General features: G+C 56.1%; 12 protein-coding genes and 1 tRNA gene. 3 read left to right on the top strand and 10 right to left on the bottom strand.

The window, feature by feature from the left end; genetic code table 11:
* Positions 1 to 107: 107 nt before the first annotated feature.
* From EDB95_RS04005 to EDB95_RS03985, 5 genes are read right to left on the bottom strand one after another with little or no spacing between them, the layout of a single operon-like run.
* Positions 108 to 2,039, bottom strand: a complete 1,932-nt coding sequence (locus tag EDB95_RS04005) for a M1 family metallopeptidase (RefSeq protein WP_133990815.1) — start codon at positions 2,037 to 2,039, stop codon at positions 108 to 110.
* Between the two features lie 24 nt (positions 2,040 to 2,063).
* The gene (locus EDB95_RS04000) at positions 2,064 to 3,005 is read right to left on the bottom strand and encodes a transglutaminase family protein (RefSeq protein WP_133990813.1); all 942 of its coding nucleotides are present in this window, start codon (positions 3,003 to 3,005) and stop codon (positions 2,064 to 2,066) included.
* 7 nt (positions 3,006 to 3,012) lie between these two features.
* Positions 3,013 to 3,954, bottom strand: a complete 942-nt coding sequence (locus EDB95_RS03995; protein ID WP_133990811.1) for an alpha-E domain-containing protein — start codon at positions 3,952 to 3,954, stop codon at positions 3,013 to 3,015.
* A complete protein-coding gene (locus EDB95_RS03990; RefSeq protein WP_133990809.1) occupies positions 3,947 to 5,410 on the bottom strand; it encodes a circularly permuted type 2 ATP-grasp protein in 1,464 nt (487 codons plus the stop codon). Before EDB95_RS03990 ends, EDB95_RS03995 begins: the two co-directional genes overlap by 8 nt.
* A gap of 50 nt (positions 5,411 to 5,460) precedes the next feature.
* Positions 5,461 to 6,057, bottom strand: coding sequence for a GNAT family N-acetyltransferase (locus EDB95_RS03985; protein WP_133990808.1), 597 nt, complete (start codon positions 6,055 to 6,057; stop codon positions 5,461 to 5,463).
* Positions 6,058 to 6,095: 38 nt separating this feature from the next.
* Here EDB95_RS03985 and EDB95_RS03980 point away from each other — a divergent pair, with 38 nt between their 5' ends.
* On the top strand, positions 6,096 to 6,995 hold the full coding sequence (locus EDB95_RS03980; protein WP_133990806.1) for an SMP-30/gluconolactonase/LRE family protein: 900 nt from the start codon (positions 6,096 to 6,098) through the stop codon (positions 6,993 to 6,995).
* Positions 6,996 to 6,997: 2 nt separating this feature from the next.
* Here EDB95_RS03980 and EDB95_RS03975 read toward each other — a convergent pair whose 3' ends face one another.
* The 4 genes from EDB95_RS03975 to EDB95_RS03960 form a co-directional block, all read right to left on the bottom strand.
* Positions 6,998 to 8,395 carry a peptidylprolyl isomerase gene (locus EDB95_RS03975; protein WP_133990804.1) on the bottom strand — a complete coding sequence of 466 codons (1,398 nt, stop codon included), beginning with the start codon at positions 8,393 to 8,395 and terminating at the stop codon, positions 6,998 to 7,000.
* A 109-nt stretch (positions 8,396 to 8,504) separates the two neighbouring features.
* Positions 8,505 to 11,684 (bottom strand): translation initiation factor IF-2, encoded by a 3,180-nt coding sequence (gene infB, locus EDB95_RS03970; RefSeq protein ID WP_133990802.1) that lies wholly within the window; start codon positions 11,682 to 11,684, stop codon positions 8,505 to 8,507.
* 92 nt (positions 11,685 to 11,776) lie between these two features.
* A complete protein-coding gene (nusA, locus tag EDB95_RS03965; RefSeq protein ID WP_133990800.1) occupies positions 11,777 to 13,024 on the bottom strand; it encodes a transcription termination factor NusA in 1,248 nt (415 codons plus the stop codon).
* Between the two features lie 10 nt (positions 13,025 to 13,034).
* A complete protein-coding gene (locus EDB95_RS03960; protein WP_133990799.1) occupies positions 13,035 to 13,505 on the bottom strand; it encodes a ribosome maturation factor RimP in 471 nt (156 codons plus the stop codon).
* Between the two features lie 223 nt (positions 13,506 to 13,728).
* On the opposite strand from EDB95_RS03960, the gene EDB95_RS03955 reads away from it, so the two are divergent.
* Positions 13,729 to 13,980, top strand: coding sequence for a hypothetical protein (locus tag EDB95_RS03955; protein ID WP_133990797.1), 252 nt, complete (start codon positions 13,729 to 13,731; stop codon positions 13,978 to 13,980).
* Positions 13,981 to 14,002: 22 nt separating this feature from the next.
* On the opposite strand, the gene EDB95_RS03950 is transcribed toward EDB95_RS03955, so the two are convergent.
* Positions 14,003 to 14,614, bottom strand: coding sequence for an HAD family hydrolase (locus EDB95_RS03950; protein ID WP_133990795.1), 612 nt, complete (start codon positions 14,612 to 14,614; stop codon positions 14,003 to 14,005).
* Positions 14,615 to 14,688: 74 nt separating this feature from the next.
* On the opposite strand from EDB95_RS03950, the gene EDB95_RS03945 reads away from it, so the two are divergent.
* Positions 14,689 to 14,762: transfer RNA gene (locus EDB95_RS03945), tRNA-Ile, on the top strand.
* Positions 14,763 to 14,777 lie beyond the last annotated feature (15 nt).

Genomic DNA, 14,777 nt, shown 5'->3' with positions numbered 1-14,777 from the left:
GATTGGGCGTCGTTCAAATCACCTGAGGAAAAGAGGTAAAATGGACCTACCCCCCCTCGGTCTATCCGGGAGGCTTAATGACAAACCAGTGCCGGGCAGTTGGTTGCTTAGTTGGGGACTTGGATCGTATTGTTGGAGCGGTCCATGTCCGGGATGACGTGATCAGGGTCTAAGGTGATGGTGGTAAAGGAACCGGGGAGCGTGAGCGTCACCTGGGATTGCTGGACCCAGGTTTCCACCGGGAGGGAGAGGGTGACCGAGGCGCCGGAAGCGCTGGTGGCGACAAGTTTGCAGGGTAGCGCCATGCGACTGAGGTTCACAACGGTGACCGATGTGCCCTTGGCGGCGTCGTAGTGGGCGTCTTTCAAAGACAGGTCGAGGGTCCAGTTGTGGAAGAACCATTCGCGCCAGAACCAGGCCAGGTCTTCGCCCGCGTTGTTTTCCATGGAGCGGAAAAAGTCGTCGGGTTTGGGATGTTTGTAGGCCCAGTGACGGATATATTCCCGGAAGGCATAGTCAAAACGGTCGGGGCCCAGGATCTGTTCGCGGAGCAGGACGAGACCAAAGGCCGGCTTGAAATAGACCATGGAATGCCGGTACTTTTCGGGCACGCCGTCGGCGGTGGTCATGATGACGGGAGCATTGGTGTCCGAGAGGATGGGAAGGATTTCGTCGGCCGGGTTACCGCCGTGTTCGGCGTATTCGGCGTCGCGTTTGGGGGCGTATTCTCCATGGTTAAAATTGTCGGAGGCATAGACGTCGATGAAGGTGTTGAAACCTTCGTCCATCCAGCCGTAGCGACGTTCGTCCGAACCCACGATCATGGGGAACCAGTTGTGCCCGATTTCATGCGCGGTTACCCAGTACAACTCCTTGCCCTTGTCGGTGATCCCGTCAAAAACGATCCCCGGGTATTCCATACCGCCGGCGATACCCGCTTCGTTGACGGCCACGGGGTAAGGATAAACGAACCACTTTTCCGAGAAGTACTCCATGGACTTTTTGAGGTATTCGGTCGCCCTTCCCCAGGCTTGATCACCTTGGCTTTCGACCGGGTAGACGGACATAGCCAGGGATTTTTTGCCCTCGGGCAGGTTGACACGGGCGGCGTCCCAGACATAGGCGCGCGACGCTCCAAAGGCTACGTCGCGGGTATTCTTCATCCGGAACTTCCAGGTCAGGGTCCCGCTACGGACCGGGCGGGAAGCGGGGTCTCCCACTTCGGCCACCGAACGGATCATGACGGTTTTATCGCTGGCGCGGGCGGCAGCCAGGCGGCTCACCTGCGCGGGGGTCAGCACATCGCCGGGGTTGAGCAGCTCACCCGAACCTGCAACGATCATATCCCAGGGAACGGTTATGCTATAGTCGATGTCCCCATATTCGAGATAAAATTCGCCAGGACCTAAGAAGGGCAGGTTGTTCCATCCCCTGGAGTCGTCGTACACACTCATGCGGGGATACCATTGGGCGATCTCGAAAATGGTGCCGTTCTGGGTGACCGTATAGTCCGTCCGGCCCCCGAAGTCACCCGGGATCTGGTAACGGTAGCGGATGTGCAGGCTGATCTTACCCCCTTTGGGTGCCAGGGGTTTTTTCAACCGGATCTGCATGCGCGTATCCGCAACGATATAATCCGCTTTTGCGCCGGTCTGGCCGATGGTCACCTCGTCAAAGGCGTAGCCGGTGGTGTGTTGATCCGGACTGGGATGGAAAGGGGTGGCATAGTTCGACCGGGCGTCGGGCTTGTAGGTATTTTGTTCGAGTTGCAGCCAGACACAATCCAGGGAATCCGGGCTGTTGTTGGTATAGTCGATCGTCTCGGTGCCCGTCAGGGTCTTGGCCGAGGTGTCGATGATGGCGGCGAGGTGGTAGTCCACCCGGTTCTGCCAATAGGCTGGGCCCGGTGCGCCGTTCGCGCTGTGTTGAAGCGTACCCCGCCCGGTATAGAACTCGGGAGCGAAAAGGGCGGAGGGTTTGTATTGTGCATGAGCGCATACTGCCGCGGTCAGCGACAACAGGAGGAGGGATCTTCTCATATTGCCAAAAATAGCGGAAAAATGCTATTGCTGCCCCGCAAAGCTCCCCTCCAGGGTTCCTTCCGGGGGCTCCCCAGAGGTGCTGTGCTGGTGGATATTGTTCAGCTCCTCGGAGACCTTTCCATCCTCATAGCCGATGGATACGAAAACGGATAGTGTCTGGCGGGCGGGGCCCTTGAAGGCGCCGCGGATGGGGCTGCAATCGTCAAAGTTCCTGCCGACCGAGAGTTTGACGTGCTTGTTGGTGACCCAGATATTGTTGGTCGGGTCTATCCCTGCCCAGCCGTGGGCGGGTATCCAGGCTTCGACCCAGGCGTGGGTGGCGCCTTCCCCCCGCATGCCGTTTTTGTTGGGGCAGATATAGCCGCTGACATAGCGGGAGGGGATGCGGCAGGACCTCAGGATCTGGAGCATGAGGTGGGCAAAGTCCTGGCAAACACCCGCGCCCTTTTCGAGGATCTCGTCGACGGTGGTTTCGACGTCGGTGATCCCCTTGATGTATTTGAAGTTTTTGTAGATATACTCGCTACAGGCTTCCACCACGGCGGCTACGCTGCGACCGGGTTGCAAGAGGGTGCGGGCGAGCCCGGCGATGGCACCGGCGGAGGAGAGGAGGTCGGGGTTGGCCAGTTCGAGCAGTTGGAGCTGGTGTTCCATCTCGGCTTCCAACTGTTCAAAAGTAGAGTGGAAATTGAGCGTCAGCTGGGAAGAAGCGGTCGTGCGTACCAGGAGCCGGCTTTCTATGACCAGCAACTGGTGGGGCGGAAGCACGTTGAACACGCCTGTTTTGTTCCCCCAGTAGTCACTGAATACATGGACGTCGGGCTGGGTCGTGATGTGCAGGTCGTGTTGGAGCACTTCCTGGTCGGGGCACGGATAGGGATAGATCCGGATCTCGTTCAAGCTTTCCCTGACCGGTCTGTCGTATTCATATCTCGTAATGTGCACTATCCTGAACGTGGGCATATCGATACTAGCTATAAGAGAAAAAGTGCTGGCTCAATCGTTTGCTGAACTGCAACAGCTCCAACCGGAGCTCTGCAAAGAATTCCTGCAAAATACGACCATTTATATTGTCCATATCCATGTACCGGACCTTGGCGTGTAGTCGCCCGAAATGCCTCAAAAGGGCGTCGCTCTCACCGGAACGGTTTTCCTTTACCACATTTTTGAGGTGGCGTTCCAACCGGGTGAGGGCATACAACAGGGAATGCGGAAATTGCTCGTTAAAGAGCACCTGGTGGAGGACATTGCGTGCATAGTGAGCGCTCCGGTAGTTTTTCAGGTGGAGCTCATACCCGGACAGGGAGAGCAGAAGATAACGCCATTGCATGATGTCCCGGGGATCCTCCAGGTCGTACCCGATGAGCTGGAATTGTTTGTCAGTAAGGGCAAGGGTTTCGAGGCTTCGCTCCAGGTACTTGCCCATATTCATAAAATTCCAGCCCACGCCCCTCGGCATGGTGATATCGGTGATGCCGGTATACAGGACGCAGTGACGGGCGAACTGTTCCATCACATTCAGGGCACCGTAGCTGGTCAATTGGTCCTCCAACCCTTTCCCTTCCGCCAGGTGATAAATGGAATTGACGGCTTCCCATACCTCTTTGGTGATATGGTCCTGGACGCCGCGGGCGTTTTCCCGGGCCCGGGTGACGATGACCCTTAAGGAATTGGAGTTGCCGGTATCCGTCAGGAGCCGTTTGAGGACGCCCTCCGTGTCGTTTTCCAGGCGGACGATCTCCTCACCCGTGGCTTTTGTAAAAAGCTCCAACAGGGGCTGCCAGGTCATCTTGCCGTTCACATCCTTGTCCATCGACAGCGTGTAGTGCACGGAGGCCACGCGCAGAAGGCCGTCGGCCCTTTCCATATAGCGGTTTAACCAGAATAATGCGTCTGCGATTCTACTAAGCATGCGTTCCAAATTGATCCGTTACCCATGTATCCTTGCTGCCACCGCCCTGGGAGCTGTTGACGACGAGCGAGCCTTCCTTCAGGGCCACGCGGGTCAGGCCGCCGGGGACGATCTTCACCCCCTGGGGCCCGTATAACGCATACGGCCTCAGGTCGACGTGGCGGGGCCGGAATTCTCCGTCGATAAAACACGGAACCGTAGAGAGCGGGATGATGGGTTGGGCGATAAAGTTCCGGGATTCCTTTTCGATTTCCAACCGGGCTTTCGCCCATTCCCCGTCTGTTACCTTGTTGCCCATCACCATGCCGTACCCCCCGGACTGGTTTGTCCGCTTGACCACCATCCCCTGGATATGGTCAAAGACATACGCCCTCGCGTCGGGATCGCTGAGCTGATAGGTGGGAACATTGGGCAGGATCGGTTCTTCGTTCAGGTAATACCGGATCATATCCGGAACATAGGCGTACACCGCCTTGTCATCGGCCACCCCGTTCCCAATGGCATTGACAATAGCGACATTCCCCTTCCGGTAGGCACTCATCAGCCCGGGTACGCCCAGGGCACTGTCCGGCCGGAAGACCAGGGGATCCAGGAACTCGTCGTCGATGCGCCGGTAAATGACGTGGACCCTTTCAAGACCGTTGGTGGTCTTCATATAGACCTTGTGGTTGTCGACCGTGAGGTCCCTTCCTTCCACCAGGGAGATCCCCATTTGCCGCGCCAGGAAGGTATGTTCATAGTAAGCGGAGTTGAAAACACCGGGTGTCAGCAGAACGATCGTCGGGTCCGAGACCTGGGTGGGGGCGAGCTGGAGAAGGATTTCGTGGAGGAGCAAGGGATAGTTACTCACCCGGCGGACGTGGCTGTCCGTCAGCAGGTGGGGGAAGATGCGCTTGGTCACTTCCCGGTTTTCGAGCATATAGCTCACCCCGGAGGGCGTCCGAAGGTTGTCTTCGAGGACAAGAAAGCGGCCGTCCTGTCCACGGATCAGGTCGATTCCCGAAATATGAACGTAGATATCGTGGGGCACTTTGATCCCAAAGGCCTCCCGGGTATAGTGCGGACAGGATGCAACGAGCCCTGCCGGAATGATCCGGTCCCGGATAATGTTTTGTTCGTGATAAACGTCTTTTAAAAAAAGGTTGAGGGCTTTTAGCCGTTGCCCGATACCGCTTTCAATATGGTCCCATTCCGAACCGGGGATGATCCGGGGTATGATGTCAAAGGGAAAAATACGTTCGATTCCCTGGTTGTCGCTGTACACGGTAAAGGTGATCCCCTGGTTCATGAAAAGTTCAGCAGCCAGCCGGTCCTTTTGAACCAACGCATTTACGTCCAGCTGCCGAAGCGAAGAAAACACCTTTTGATAGTGCTCCCTTATATGATCGACACCGCACATTTCATCCCAAATCCCATCGGGACATCGATATTCCTGGAGCAAATGATCCAAACTCATGTTTCAGCAGTCAATTTCACATCAATTTAAACAATTAACCGCGTCAAAAATCATATATTTTTCTTCATCAATATATCTTTTTGCGGATCGGTGCCCACGATAAAAATATGCGACCCGAAGGGCGTGAACCCGTGACGCTCGTAAAAACGGATGGCGCTTGTATTATGCTCCCATACGCCGAGCCACACAAGGGTAAAACCCTGCGCCTTCGCGTAGGCGATATTGTGGGCCATCATAAAGCTGCCGGCCTTTTTATCCTGATGCTGTTTTAGCACATAAATGCGCTCTATCTCCAAGGCGCGCAATACGCGGGGATCGGGGGCGTCGCTCGCGCCTGGGGCAGCGGCGGCGGTCGCGCCTGGGGCGGGGCCCAGCTCCGGCGGCTCGTGGCCCGTACGGACTTTGGTGAACCCGATGGGTTCGTCCCCGTGATAGGTTAGGAAAAAGACGGCGTCCGTCTCTTCCATCTCCGCGGCAATCACGCTTTCCCGGAACTGACTGTCCAGGAAAAGGGTCATGTTTTCTTCCGTATTGGCGTCTTTGAATGCTTCGTAGAAAGTCTTCCGGCCCATGGCAGCCAGCAACGGTACGTCATCGGGGGTGGCCCTCCGGATGCGCAAACCAATATCCTTGCCGGGGTATCGCAAAATATAACGACCTTAGAAAATAAATATAGGAATACAGTATGTACCGGACAATAGTTTTTGCAGCCTTGGCTTTGATCGTTTCGTCTTGCAACTCCATTCCCCTCATCCAAAAAGGCCCCAAAGAGGCACACCTCTTTGAGTCCAAAGATTTCACCGCACCCAACCTGTTTACAAACAATATAGAAGGACCCGGAGTCTACCACGACAGCCTGTTTGTCGTCAACCTCGAACACGACGGAACCATTGCTTATGTGGATACCGGGGGCAAAGCCCAGGTCTACCTCAACCTTCCCCAGGGAAGCACCGGGAATTGCATCCGTTTCGACGCCAGGGGGAATATGTACATCGCCGATTTCACGGGACACAATGTCCTTGTGGTGGACCGCGCCAAAAAGGTCAGCGTGTTTTGCCACAACCCCCAGTTCAACCAGCCCAATGATCTCGTGGTCAGCCGGTATGGCTATATCCTGGCTTCCGATCCCAGCTGGAGGGATTCCACCGGCCAGGTTTGGCGGATAGAACCCGACGGGAAATACTACCTCCTCCAACAAAACATGGGCACCACCAACGGGATCTGTCTGAGCCCGGATGAAAAGACGTTATACGTCAACGAAAGCGTCCAGAAAAAGGTGTGGGCGTACGACATCGACACCCTGGGGAACGTGATGAACAAACGGCTTTTCACGTCCTTTAACGACTATGGCCTGGACGGGATGCACTGTGATAAGAAAGGGAACCTCTACATTTCGAGATACGGCAAGGGCGTGATCGCCATCTTCTCCCCGGAAGGCGAGCTCCTCCGGGAGGTGCCGCTCAATGGGAAGAATTGCAGCAACCTCATATTCGGAGGGCCGGACGGGCGTACCGTGTACGTGACCCTTCAGGACCGGAAGGACATGGAACGTTTCCGCACAGATGTAGCAGGCGCGGGCTGGTAACCTTAGTTGGTTCCCTTACTGGCGATCGGCGCCTTGGTCTCCGGGTTGGCGAACTGCGTCCAGATGCTCAGGCTGGAGCACTTTGTGTAGTCCGGATCGATCATGATGTAATAGGAGGGGATCTTCTTGTAGAGCCACTTTACGAACACGTCGTTCTTTTTCTGACCCAGGGCCGCGTCGGCGATACGGTTGTAGTCGTCCGTGAGGTTCATCCGGTGGGGCTCGGTGCGTGACTTGAGCAGGAGGATGCGTACGTTGCGTTTGAGCCGGTCGGTGTACACGATGGGTTGGGAATATTCACCCTGTTTCAACCCCTTGACAACGTCGATCATGTCTTTGTCCAGATCTTCGTATGTGAAGAAGGTGGAACCATCGTTGGGGTTGATCATGAGACCACCGTATTCCTTGGAGTTGTCGTCTTCACTATACAACGCTACCGCCTGGCCGAAGTTGAGCTTGCCCACGATGAGCAGGGCGCGGATACTGTCCAGCCTGGACTTGGCGGAGTTGATCTCGGCGTCGGACACCTGGGGGGCTTTGAGGATATACCGGACCGTGGCATCGTCCCCGGAACGGCTGACCATCTGGATGATGTCATACCCGTCCTTGGCTTTGATGACCGGTGATACCTGGCCTTCCTTCAACCGGAAAGCGGCGTTGAGGAAGATGGCGTCGATGTTCTTGTCGGTGCGGTTGACCTGGAGCAAGCCGCCGCGGTCCTTTGACCCGGGGTCGTCGGAATACAGCTTGGCCATGAGCTCGAAGGAACGTTTGCCCGATTCGATATCGGACTTGTATTGGTTGAGCTCGTCCCGGAGGTATTGGTCCAGTTCCAGGTTGTTCTTGGGGGTGATGACAATCTCACCCACCTGCATCTGGCTTTCGAAGTAAGGCAGGCTGTCTTTGGGGATCTTGTCGTAAAAATCCTTTACTTCCGTGGGGGTAACGGTAACGTCGTCCACCACTTTTTTGCGCTCCCCGCCGGCGAGCAGGTTTTCTTTGATGGCCTGGCGGAAGTTGTCCTTGATCTGGTAGATGGATTCGCCGGCGATTTGTTCGAGGACTTCCTTCCCACCGTACATCTGGATGAAGTTCCGGATCTTCAAGTCGAGCTCGTTCTCCACGTCTTCATCCGACACGGGGATGGAGTCTTTCTCCGCCTGCAGGACGAGGGCTTTGTTGGTGAGCTGGGCCTGCATCTGATAGCAAGGATCGCCCAGTTCAGGATGGGCATCCAGCATATTTTCACGTTTGGCCTGGTCGATCTGGCCGTCGATGTCCGACTTCAGGATGATCTTATCCCCGACGATCCCCACGATCTTATCCGCTACCACTTTTTGGGCGGAAGCGTAGGCGACGGCGCCGATAAGTACACCAAGGGACAAAGCAATTTTCTTCATATGCTGGATTCTGCGGTCAAATTTAGAAAACAGGGGCCATGAAGCCCCCGCCCGAATCAGGTTTAACAAGGTTTTGGGAAGACCCCGCCCTCGGGGCGGGGTCCACACATTATAGCTTTCGTTTAACTTCTTCCTCTTCGTAGGCTTCGATAATATCACCCACCTTCACGTCCGCGAAGTTCTTGATGCTCAAGCCGCATTCCATACCGGACTGGACCTCTTTGGCGTCGTCCTTGAAGCGTTTGAGTGAACCCAGCTCGCCGGTGTGGACGACGATGCCGTCCCGGACCACGCGGATCTTGCTGTTGCGGAAGATCTTGCCGTCCAGGACATAACACCCGGCGACCGTGATCTTGTCGAACTTGTAGGTTTCGCGGACCTCGACGTTGGCAATGACCTTTTCCTGGATCTTGGGTTCCAACATCCCTTCCATGGCGCTCTTGACTTCGTCGATGGCGGTATAGATGATGGAGTAGCCTTTGATCTGGACGCCTTCTTTCTCTGCCAGCTTTGCAGCCTGCATGGAGGGGCGGACCTGGAAACCGACGATGATGGCATCCGAAGCGGTGGCCAGCAGGACGTCGCTCTCGGTGATCTGTCCCACACCTTTGAGGACGACGCGAACCGCGATTTCTTCCGTGGACAGCTTTTGGAGCGAGTCGCTGAGGGCTTCCACGGAACCATCCACGTCGCCTTTGATGATAAGGTTGAGTTCTTTGAAGTTGCCCAGTGCCAGACGCCGTCCGATTTCGTCCAGGGTGATGTGCTTTTTGGCGCGCAGCCCTTGCTCCCGGAGGATCTGGGCGCGGCGGGTGGCGATTTCCTTGGCTTCGGATTCGTCTTCGAAGACCTTGAATTTCTCACCGGCCTGCGGAGCGCCGTTCAGACCCAACATCTGTACCGGCGCGGAGGGCCCTGCGGCTTCCACGCGCTGGTTGCGCTCGTTGAACATCGCTTTGACGCGCCCGTAGTGTTGCCCGACGACGATGATGTCGCCCACACTCAGGGTTCCCGTTTCGACCAGTACGTTGGTGACATACCCGCGACCCTTGTCCAGGGAGGCTTCGATGATGGTCCCTATCGCCAGCCGGTCCGGGTTGGCCTTGAGTTCGAGAAGCTCGGCCTCCAGCAGGATCTTCTCCAGGAGCAGGTCTACGTTCAGACCGGACTTGGCGGAGATTTCCTGGCTTTGGTATTTACCCCCCCAATCTTCCACCAGCAGGTTCATGCCGGCGAGCTGTTCTTTGATTTTTTCGGGGTTGGCACCTTCCTTGTCTATTTTGTTGATGGCAAAGATCATGGGGACGCCCGCGGCCTGGGCGTGGCTGATCGCCTCCCGGGTCTGGGGCATGACCGCATCGTCGGCCGCCACCACGATGACCGCAATATCCGAACCCTTGGCACCACGGGCACGCATGGCCGTAAAGGCCTCGTGACCAGGGGTATCCAGGAAGGTGATCTTCTTATTGCTGCCCGTGACGACTTCGTAGGCACCGATGTGCTGGGTGATCCCCCCGGCTTCACCGGCCACGACGTTGGCGTTGCGGATATAGTCGAGCAACGAGGTCTTACCATGGTCGACGTGACCCATGATGGTCACGATCGGCGCCCTGGGCAACAGGTCTTCGGGATCGTCTTCTTCTTCCTCCGTTTCGAATTCATCCTGTTCTTTCATATCGATGAACTCGACCTCGTAGCCGAACTCGCCGGCCACCAGTTCGATGACCTCCGCGTCCAGACGCTGGTTGATGCTCACCATGATCCCCAGGCTCATACACTTGCTGATAACCTCGGCAAAGCTAACGTCCATCAGGTTGGCAAATTCCGCCACGCTGATGAACTCGGTGACCTGGAGTTTGTTGTCCATGCCCTCGTCGCCGCCCTGGTCGGCCATCTCGTCGCGCTTCGCTTTGCGGTACTTGGCCTTGAGGCTTTTGCCCCTGCCGGAAGCACCGGCCAGTTTGGACTGGGTCTCGCGTATCTTGTCCTGGATCTCTTTGGCATTGATCTCCCGGGGTTCGGCCGGTTTGAACGGCCCTCTGCCACGGTCGGGACGGCCGCCCGGACCCTGACCGGGCCGGTTGCCGCCACCCTGGTGAGGACCACGATTTGGTCCACCACCCTGGTGAGGACCGCGGTTGGGACCACCACCTGGTGTAAAGCCACCACGGTTGGGACCACCACCGCCCTGGTGCGGGCCGCGATTGGGACCACCACCACCGGGCGTAAAGCCGCCACGGTTGGGGCCGCCGCCCTGGGTATTGTTATGCTGGAACGGCGTCTTGGGTCTGTTCGGATCCCCGCCGCCACGGTTGTTGAAGTCCTGGCCGGGCTCGCCTTTTTTGTCGAGAGGTATGCGCTTGCGTTTGCGCTTTTCTTCCTTGGGTTTCGGCCTGGTATCGTTGTTGACCGGGAGGTCGATTTTCCCGAGAATCTTCGGGCCTTCCAGCCTTTCTGCGCGAATATTGGTAATCACTTTTTCCTGTTCCTTATCCGGTTCCGGAGTTTCGGTTTTGGGGGCTGCCGGGGGGGCGGGGGCTACCGGGGCATGGGCTGCCGGAGCGGGCGCTTCTGCGCGAACCGGCTGGGCCGGTTCTGCGGGCGCGGATGCAACGGGCGCGGCGGTCGCAGGGGCCGCCTTTTTCTCTGGTTCCGCTACGGGTGCGGGCGCTTCCTGGCGCGGGCTTTCCGCCGGCTGAGGCTTCGCCACCTCCTTCACTTCTTCCTCTTCTTTGGCTTTGCCGCCCTTGCCTCGTCCACGGTTGGCATCCAGGGCATCCAGGTCGATCTTCGTAATGACCTTCGGTCCTTCCAGCTCGGGCGCATCGATCTTCGTGATCTTTTCCGCCGGGGGCGCAGGGGCCGCAGGAGCGGCTGCCTGGGGTTCGGGCACCGCCACGGGGGGCGGGGCCGGCGCCGGTTCCGGAGCGGGCGGCGGCGGGGGTGGTGGAGCTACGGGCGCTTCTGCACGCGGTTCTTCCTTGGGAAGGGGCGTCTTGAACGCTTCCTTCTTCACCGGGGCTTCTTCCTCTTCCTCCTTCTTCTTCTTCTTGAGCGGATCCACCATAGCTCCCTTGGGGATCTCGATCTGATCGCTTTTGGCCTTCGCTGCCTTGTCCGTCTGGAAGCCCTGTTGCAGCGCACGGTACATATCTTCCGTGAGCTTCGAGGTAGGCTTCAAGTCGTCGCGGCTAAATCCCTTGCCCTCCAAAAAGTCTACCAGCGTGTCTTTGCCGATATTGAACTCTTTGGCGGCGGCCATCAATCGCGGTGTTGTAGCTTCTGACATAAATTTATTCACCGGACGGGAAGGCTCCGGCACCCGGAGACCTGCCCGTCATTTAATTATTTTTACAGCCCAAATGTAGCAATCCTTGTGCTCTATTCAGCCTCAAATTCTTCTTTCAGGATGCGCCTTACGTCTTCTATCGTTTCTTTTTCCAGGTCCGTCCTGCGTTCGAGCTCGGAAACCGTCAGGTCCAATACGCTCCTGGCCGTGTCACAACCGATGCGTTTGAACTCGTCGATCACCCAGGGTTCGATTTCGTCCGCAAATTCATCCAGGTCGATGTCGAACTCTTCCACCTCACCCTCATTGTCCCTGTAGACATCTATGTCCAAAGCCGTCAATTCGCAGGCCAGTTTAATATTGACCCCCTTGCGGCCGATGGCCAGGGAAACCTGGTCCGGCTTCAGGTAAACGTCCGCGTGCTTCCGCTCCAGGTCTACGTCCATGGACGTGATCTTGGCGGGTGTCAGGGAACGCTGGATCAGCAGGTTGATGTTGTTGGTCCAGTTGATGACGTCGATGTTCTCGTTCTTCAGCTCCCGGACGATCCCGTGAATACGGCTACCCTTCATGCCCACACAGGCCCCTACCGGGTCGATCCGGTCGTCGAAGGATTCCACCGCTACCTTGGCCCTTTCGCCCGGCTCGCGTACGATCTTGCGGATCGCGATCAAACCGTCGAAGATTTCCGGCACCTCGATCTCCAGGAGTTTGGCCAGGAAGCTCGGATGCGTACGGCTGAGGATGATCACCGGTGTGTTGTTTTTCAACTCCACCTTTTTCACCACGGCGCGTATATTTTCTCCTTTCTTAAAGTAATCGGATGGGATTTGTTCGCTTTTGGGCAGGATCAGCTCATTGCCTTCTTCGTCAAGCAATAATACTTCTTTCTTCCATACCTGGTATACTTCTCCGGAGACGATTTCGCCCACCCTGTCCGAATATTTCTTTACCAGGACGTTCTTCTTCAGGTCCCCGATGCGGCTCGCCAGCGTTTGTTTGGCGGCCAGGATGGCCCTGCGCCCGAAGTCCAGGATGTCTACTTCTTCATAAAGCTCTTCCCCTACCTCGAAGTCGGGCTCGATCTTCGTGGCGTCGCTGTAGGCGATTTCCGCCAGCGGGTCGTTCACTTCTCCATCCTCCACAATCAGGCGCCGGCGTACGATTTCCAGGTCACCCTTTTCCGTATTGACGATCACGTCAAAATTGTCGTCGGATCCGTATTTTTTACGAAGCAACGTTTTGAACACGTCTTCCAACACTTTCATCAGCGTAGGACGGTCGATATTTTCAGCGTCCTTAAAGTCCTGGAATGACTCGATCAGGTTAATACTTGCCATAACAAACCCGTTAAAACTTAATTTGAATTTTTGTTGTCTTAATATTATTAAAAGGAATCGTGTGTTGTATGATCTCTTTTTTCTTATTTTTTCCCTTCTCTTCAACCACTACCAATCCTTCCGCATCCGCCTTTTCCAATTTCCCCTCGATTTTCGCACCATCCTGGGTAACCACTTCCACATCCCGTCCAATGTTCTTGACGTACTGCCGCTCCTGTTTCAGGGGCTCGTCAAGACCAGGAGAGGAAACTTCAAGGGAATAGTCACCATCCGGGAACAAGGCGCTCGCCTCCAGCAGCTTGTACAGGGCACGGTTGTAGTCTGCACATTGCCGGATCGAAATACCCGAGTCCCCGTCGAGGAAGACCTTTACATTATTCGTCGGCTTAATCTTTACCTCCACCAGGAAGATCGATGGATCACCGGCAATCACCGACGTTATCATCTGGGTGATTGCCTCTTTTTGCGTCTCGTTGATCATAATATTGAAACCCATCGGCCCCGACCTACGGTCCGCCCGTACCGGGCCCTCCGGGAAAACGAGAAGGGAACGATGTCGTTCCCTTCTTTTGTATCCTTGTCCGATGCAAAGGTAGTATAATTTACCTGTAACCTCCAAATGTTCTCCGGGCTTGGATTTAAAAAAACCTTAACACCGGCCTTGCGTAACTTAGCTGTCCGCCCCTTCAACAAGTCGCGGACGTATGACCATGGAATCGCTTTTATATTTTTTCCTGCTTATACTGGGCTTCTTTCTCTTCAGCCTGATCGTCAGGGTAGTATTGCCAGTTATGCGCACCGTACGGCAGGTGCGCCGCCAGTTTGCCCACCAGCAGGCCGCCCATCAACACACCACGGCCACGCCTAAACCCGGACCGTCTTCCCCCGCCGGAACCAAAACCAACCCCAACTGGGACAAGATGGGGGATTACATTGATTTCGAGGAGGTTAAGTAGTTTTCCCCGCTTTTTTTGCGGCTTATAGCCCCAGCCCTTCAAGGGTTGCAGGTGCTTGTAAATGAATCACTTGCATACCAACCTCGCGCGCGCCCGCCAGGTTGGGCAAGGTATCGTCCACAAAAAGCGTTTCCTCCGGTTTCAGTCCTTGTTCGTCCAGGATGGCCTGGTACGGTTCGGGCCCCGGTTTACGCAGCCCGAGCAGGTGGGAGTAATACGCCTTGTCAAAAAAGTCATCCAGGTGCTTCCCGCTCGCCTCCCGGAAGGTCTTCTGGAAGGCTTCATAGTGGATGGCGTTGGTATTGCTTAAAAGGAAAAGCCGGTAGCGCGTCCTCAGGTCTTTTAAAAATTCGATGCGTTCGACCGGGAAATCCAGCAACATCGCATTCCACGCCGCCTTGATCTGGTCATCGGTCAAGTCCAGGCCCAGTTCGCTTTTCAGTGCCCTATAAAAGGCCTCGTTGCTCACCTTTCCGGTTTCCAGGTCGTCAAACAGGGTGGATCCTTTAAATTGGGTATAATGGGCGTCGAAATCCGGGACGCCGTACGCCCTGAAAGCCTGCTTGGTCCGGTTATAGTCCAGGTTCAACAGGACGCCTCCCAAGTCGAGTATAAGGTTTTTTACTGTCGGCATGGCGCAAAGAAATAGGATTTCACCGGGATTTTTCTATTTTTGCAACCTTCTGCGCGGGGTGAGCCCCGCGCGTCGGACCCTTAGCTCAGCAGGTTAGAGCAGCTGACTCATAATCAGCGGGTCGCTGGTTCGAGCCCAGCAGGGTCCACAGGCAATGAAAAGG

Source organism: Dinghuibacter silviterrae (assembly GCF_004366355.1).
Classification (GTDB): Bacteria; Bacteroidota; Bacteroidia; order Chitinophagales; family Chitinophagaceae; genus Dinghuibacter; species Dinghuibacter silviterrae.
The sequence above is the reverse complement of the archived record's forward strand: the minus strand, read 5'-3'. Positions and strand labels throughout refer to the sequence as shown.

What these genes read in the sequence shown, in the direction of transcription:
- EDB95_RS04005 (WP_133990815.1), bottom strand. Translation starts at nt 2,039, where the DNA reads ATGAGAAGATCCCTCCTCCTGTTGTCGCTGACCGCGGCAGTATGCGCT.
- EDB95_RS04000 (WP_133990813.1), bottom strand. Translation starts at nt 3,005, where the DNA reads ATGCCCACGTTCAGGATAGTGCACATTACGAGATATGAATACGACAGA.
- EDB95_RS03995 (WP_133990811.1), bottom strand. Translation starts at nt 3,954, where the DNA reads ATGCTTAGTAGAATCGCAGACGCATTATTCTGGTTAAACCGCTATATG.
- EDB95_RS03990 (WP_133990809.1), bottom strand. Translation starts at nt 5,410, where the DNA reads ATGAGTTTGGATCATTTGCTCCAGGAATATCGATGTCCCGATGGGATT.
- EDB95_RS03980 (WP_133990806.1), top strand. Translation starts at nt 6,096, where the DNA reads ATGTACCGGACAATAGTTTTTGCAGCCTTGGCTTTGATCGTTTCGTCT.
- EDB95_RS03975 (WP_133990804.1), bottom strand. Translation starts at nt 8,395, where the DNA reads ATGAAGAAAATTGCTTTGTCCCTTGGTGTACTTATCGGCGCCGTCGCC.
- infB (WP_133990802.1), bottom strand. Translation starts at nt 11,684, where the DNA reads ATGTCAGAAGCTACAACACCGCGATTGATGGCCGCCGCCAAAGAGTTC.
- nusA (WP_133990800.1), bottom strand. Translation starts at nt 13,024, where the DNA reads ATGGCAAGTATTAACCTGATCGAGTCATTCCAGGACTTTAAGGACGCT.
- EDB95_RS03960 (WP_133990799.1), bottom strand. Translation starts at nt 13,505, where the DNA reads ATGATCAACGAGACGCAAAAAGAGGCAATCACCCAGATGATAACGTCG.
- EDB95_RS03955 (WP_133990797.1), top strand. Translation starts at nt 13,729, where the DNA reads ATGACCATGGAATCGCTTTTATATTTTTTCCTGCTTATACTGGGCTTC.
- EDB95_RS03950 (WP_133990795.1), bottom strand. Translation starts at nt 14,614, where the DNA reads ATGCCGACAGTAAAAAACCTTATACTCGACTTGGGAGGCGTCCTGTTG.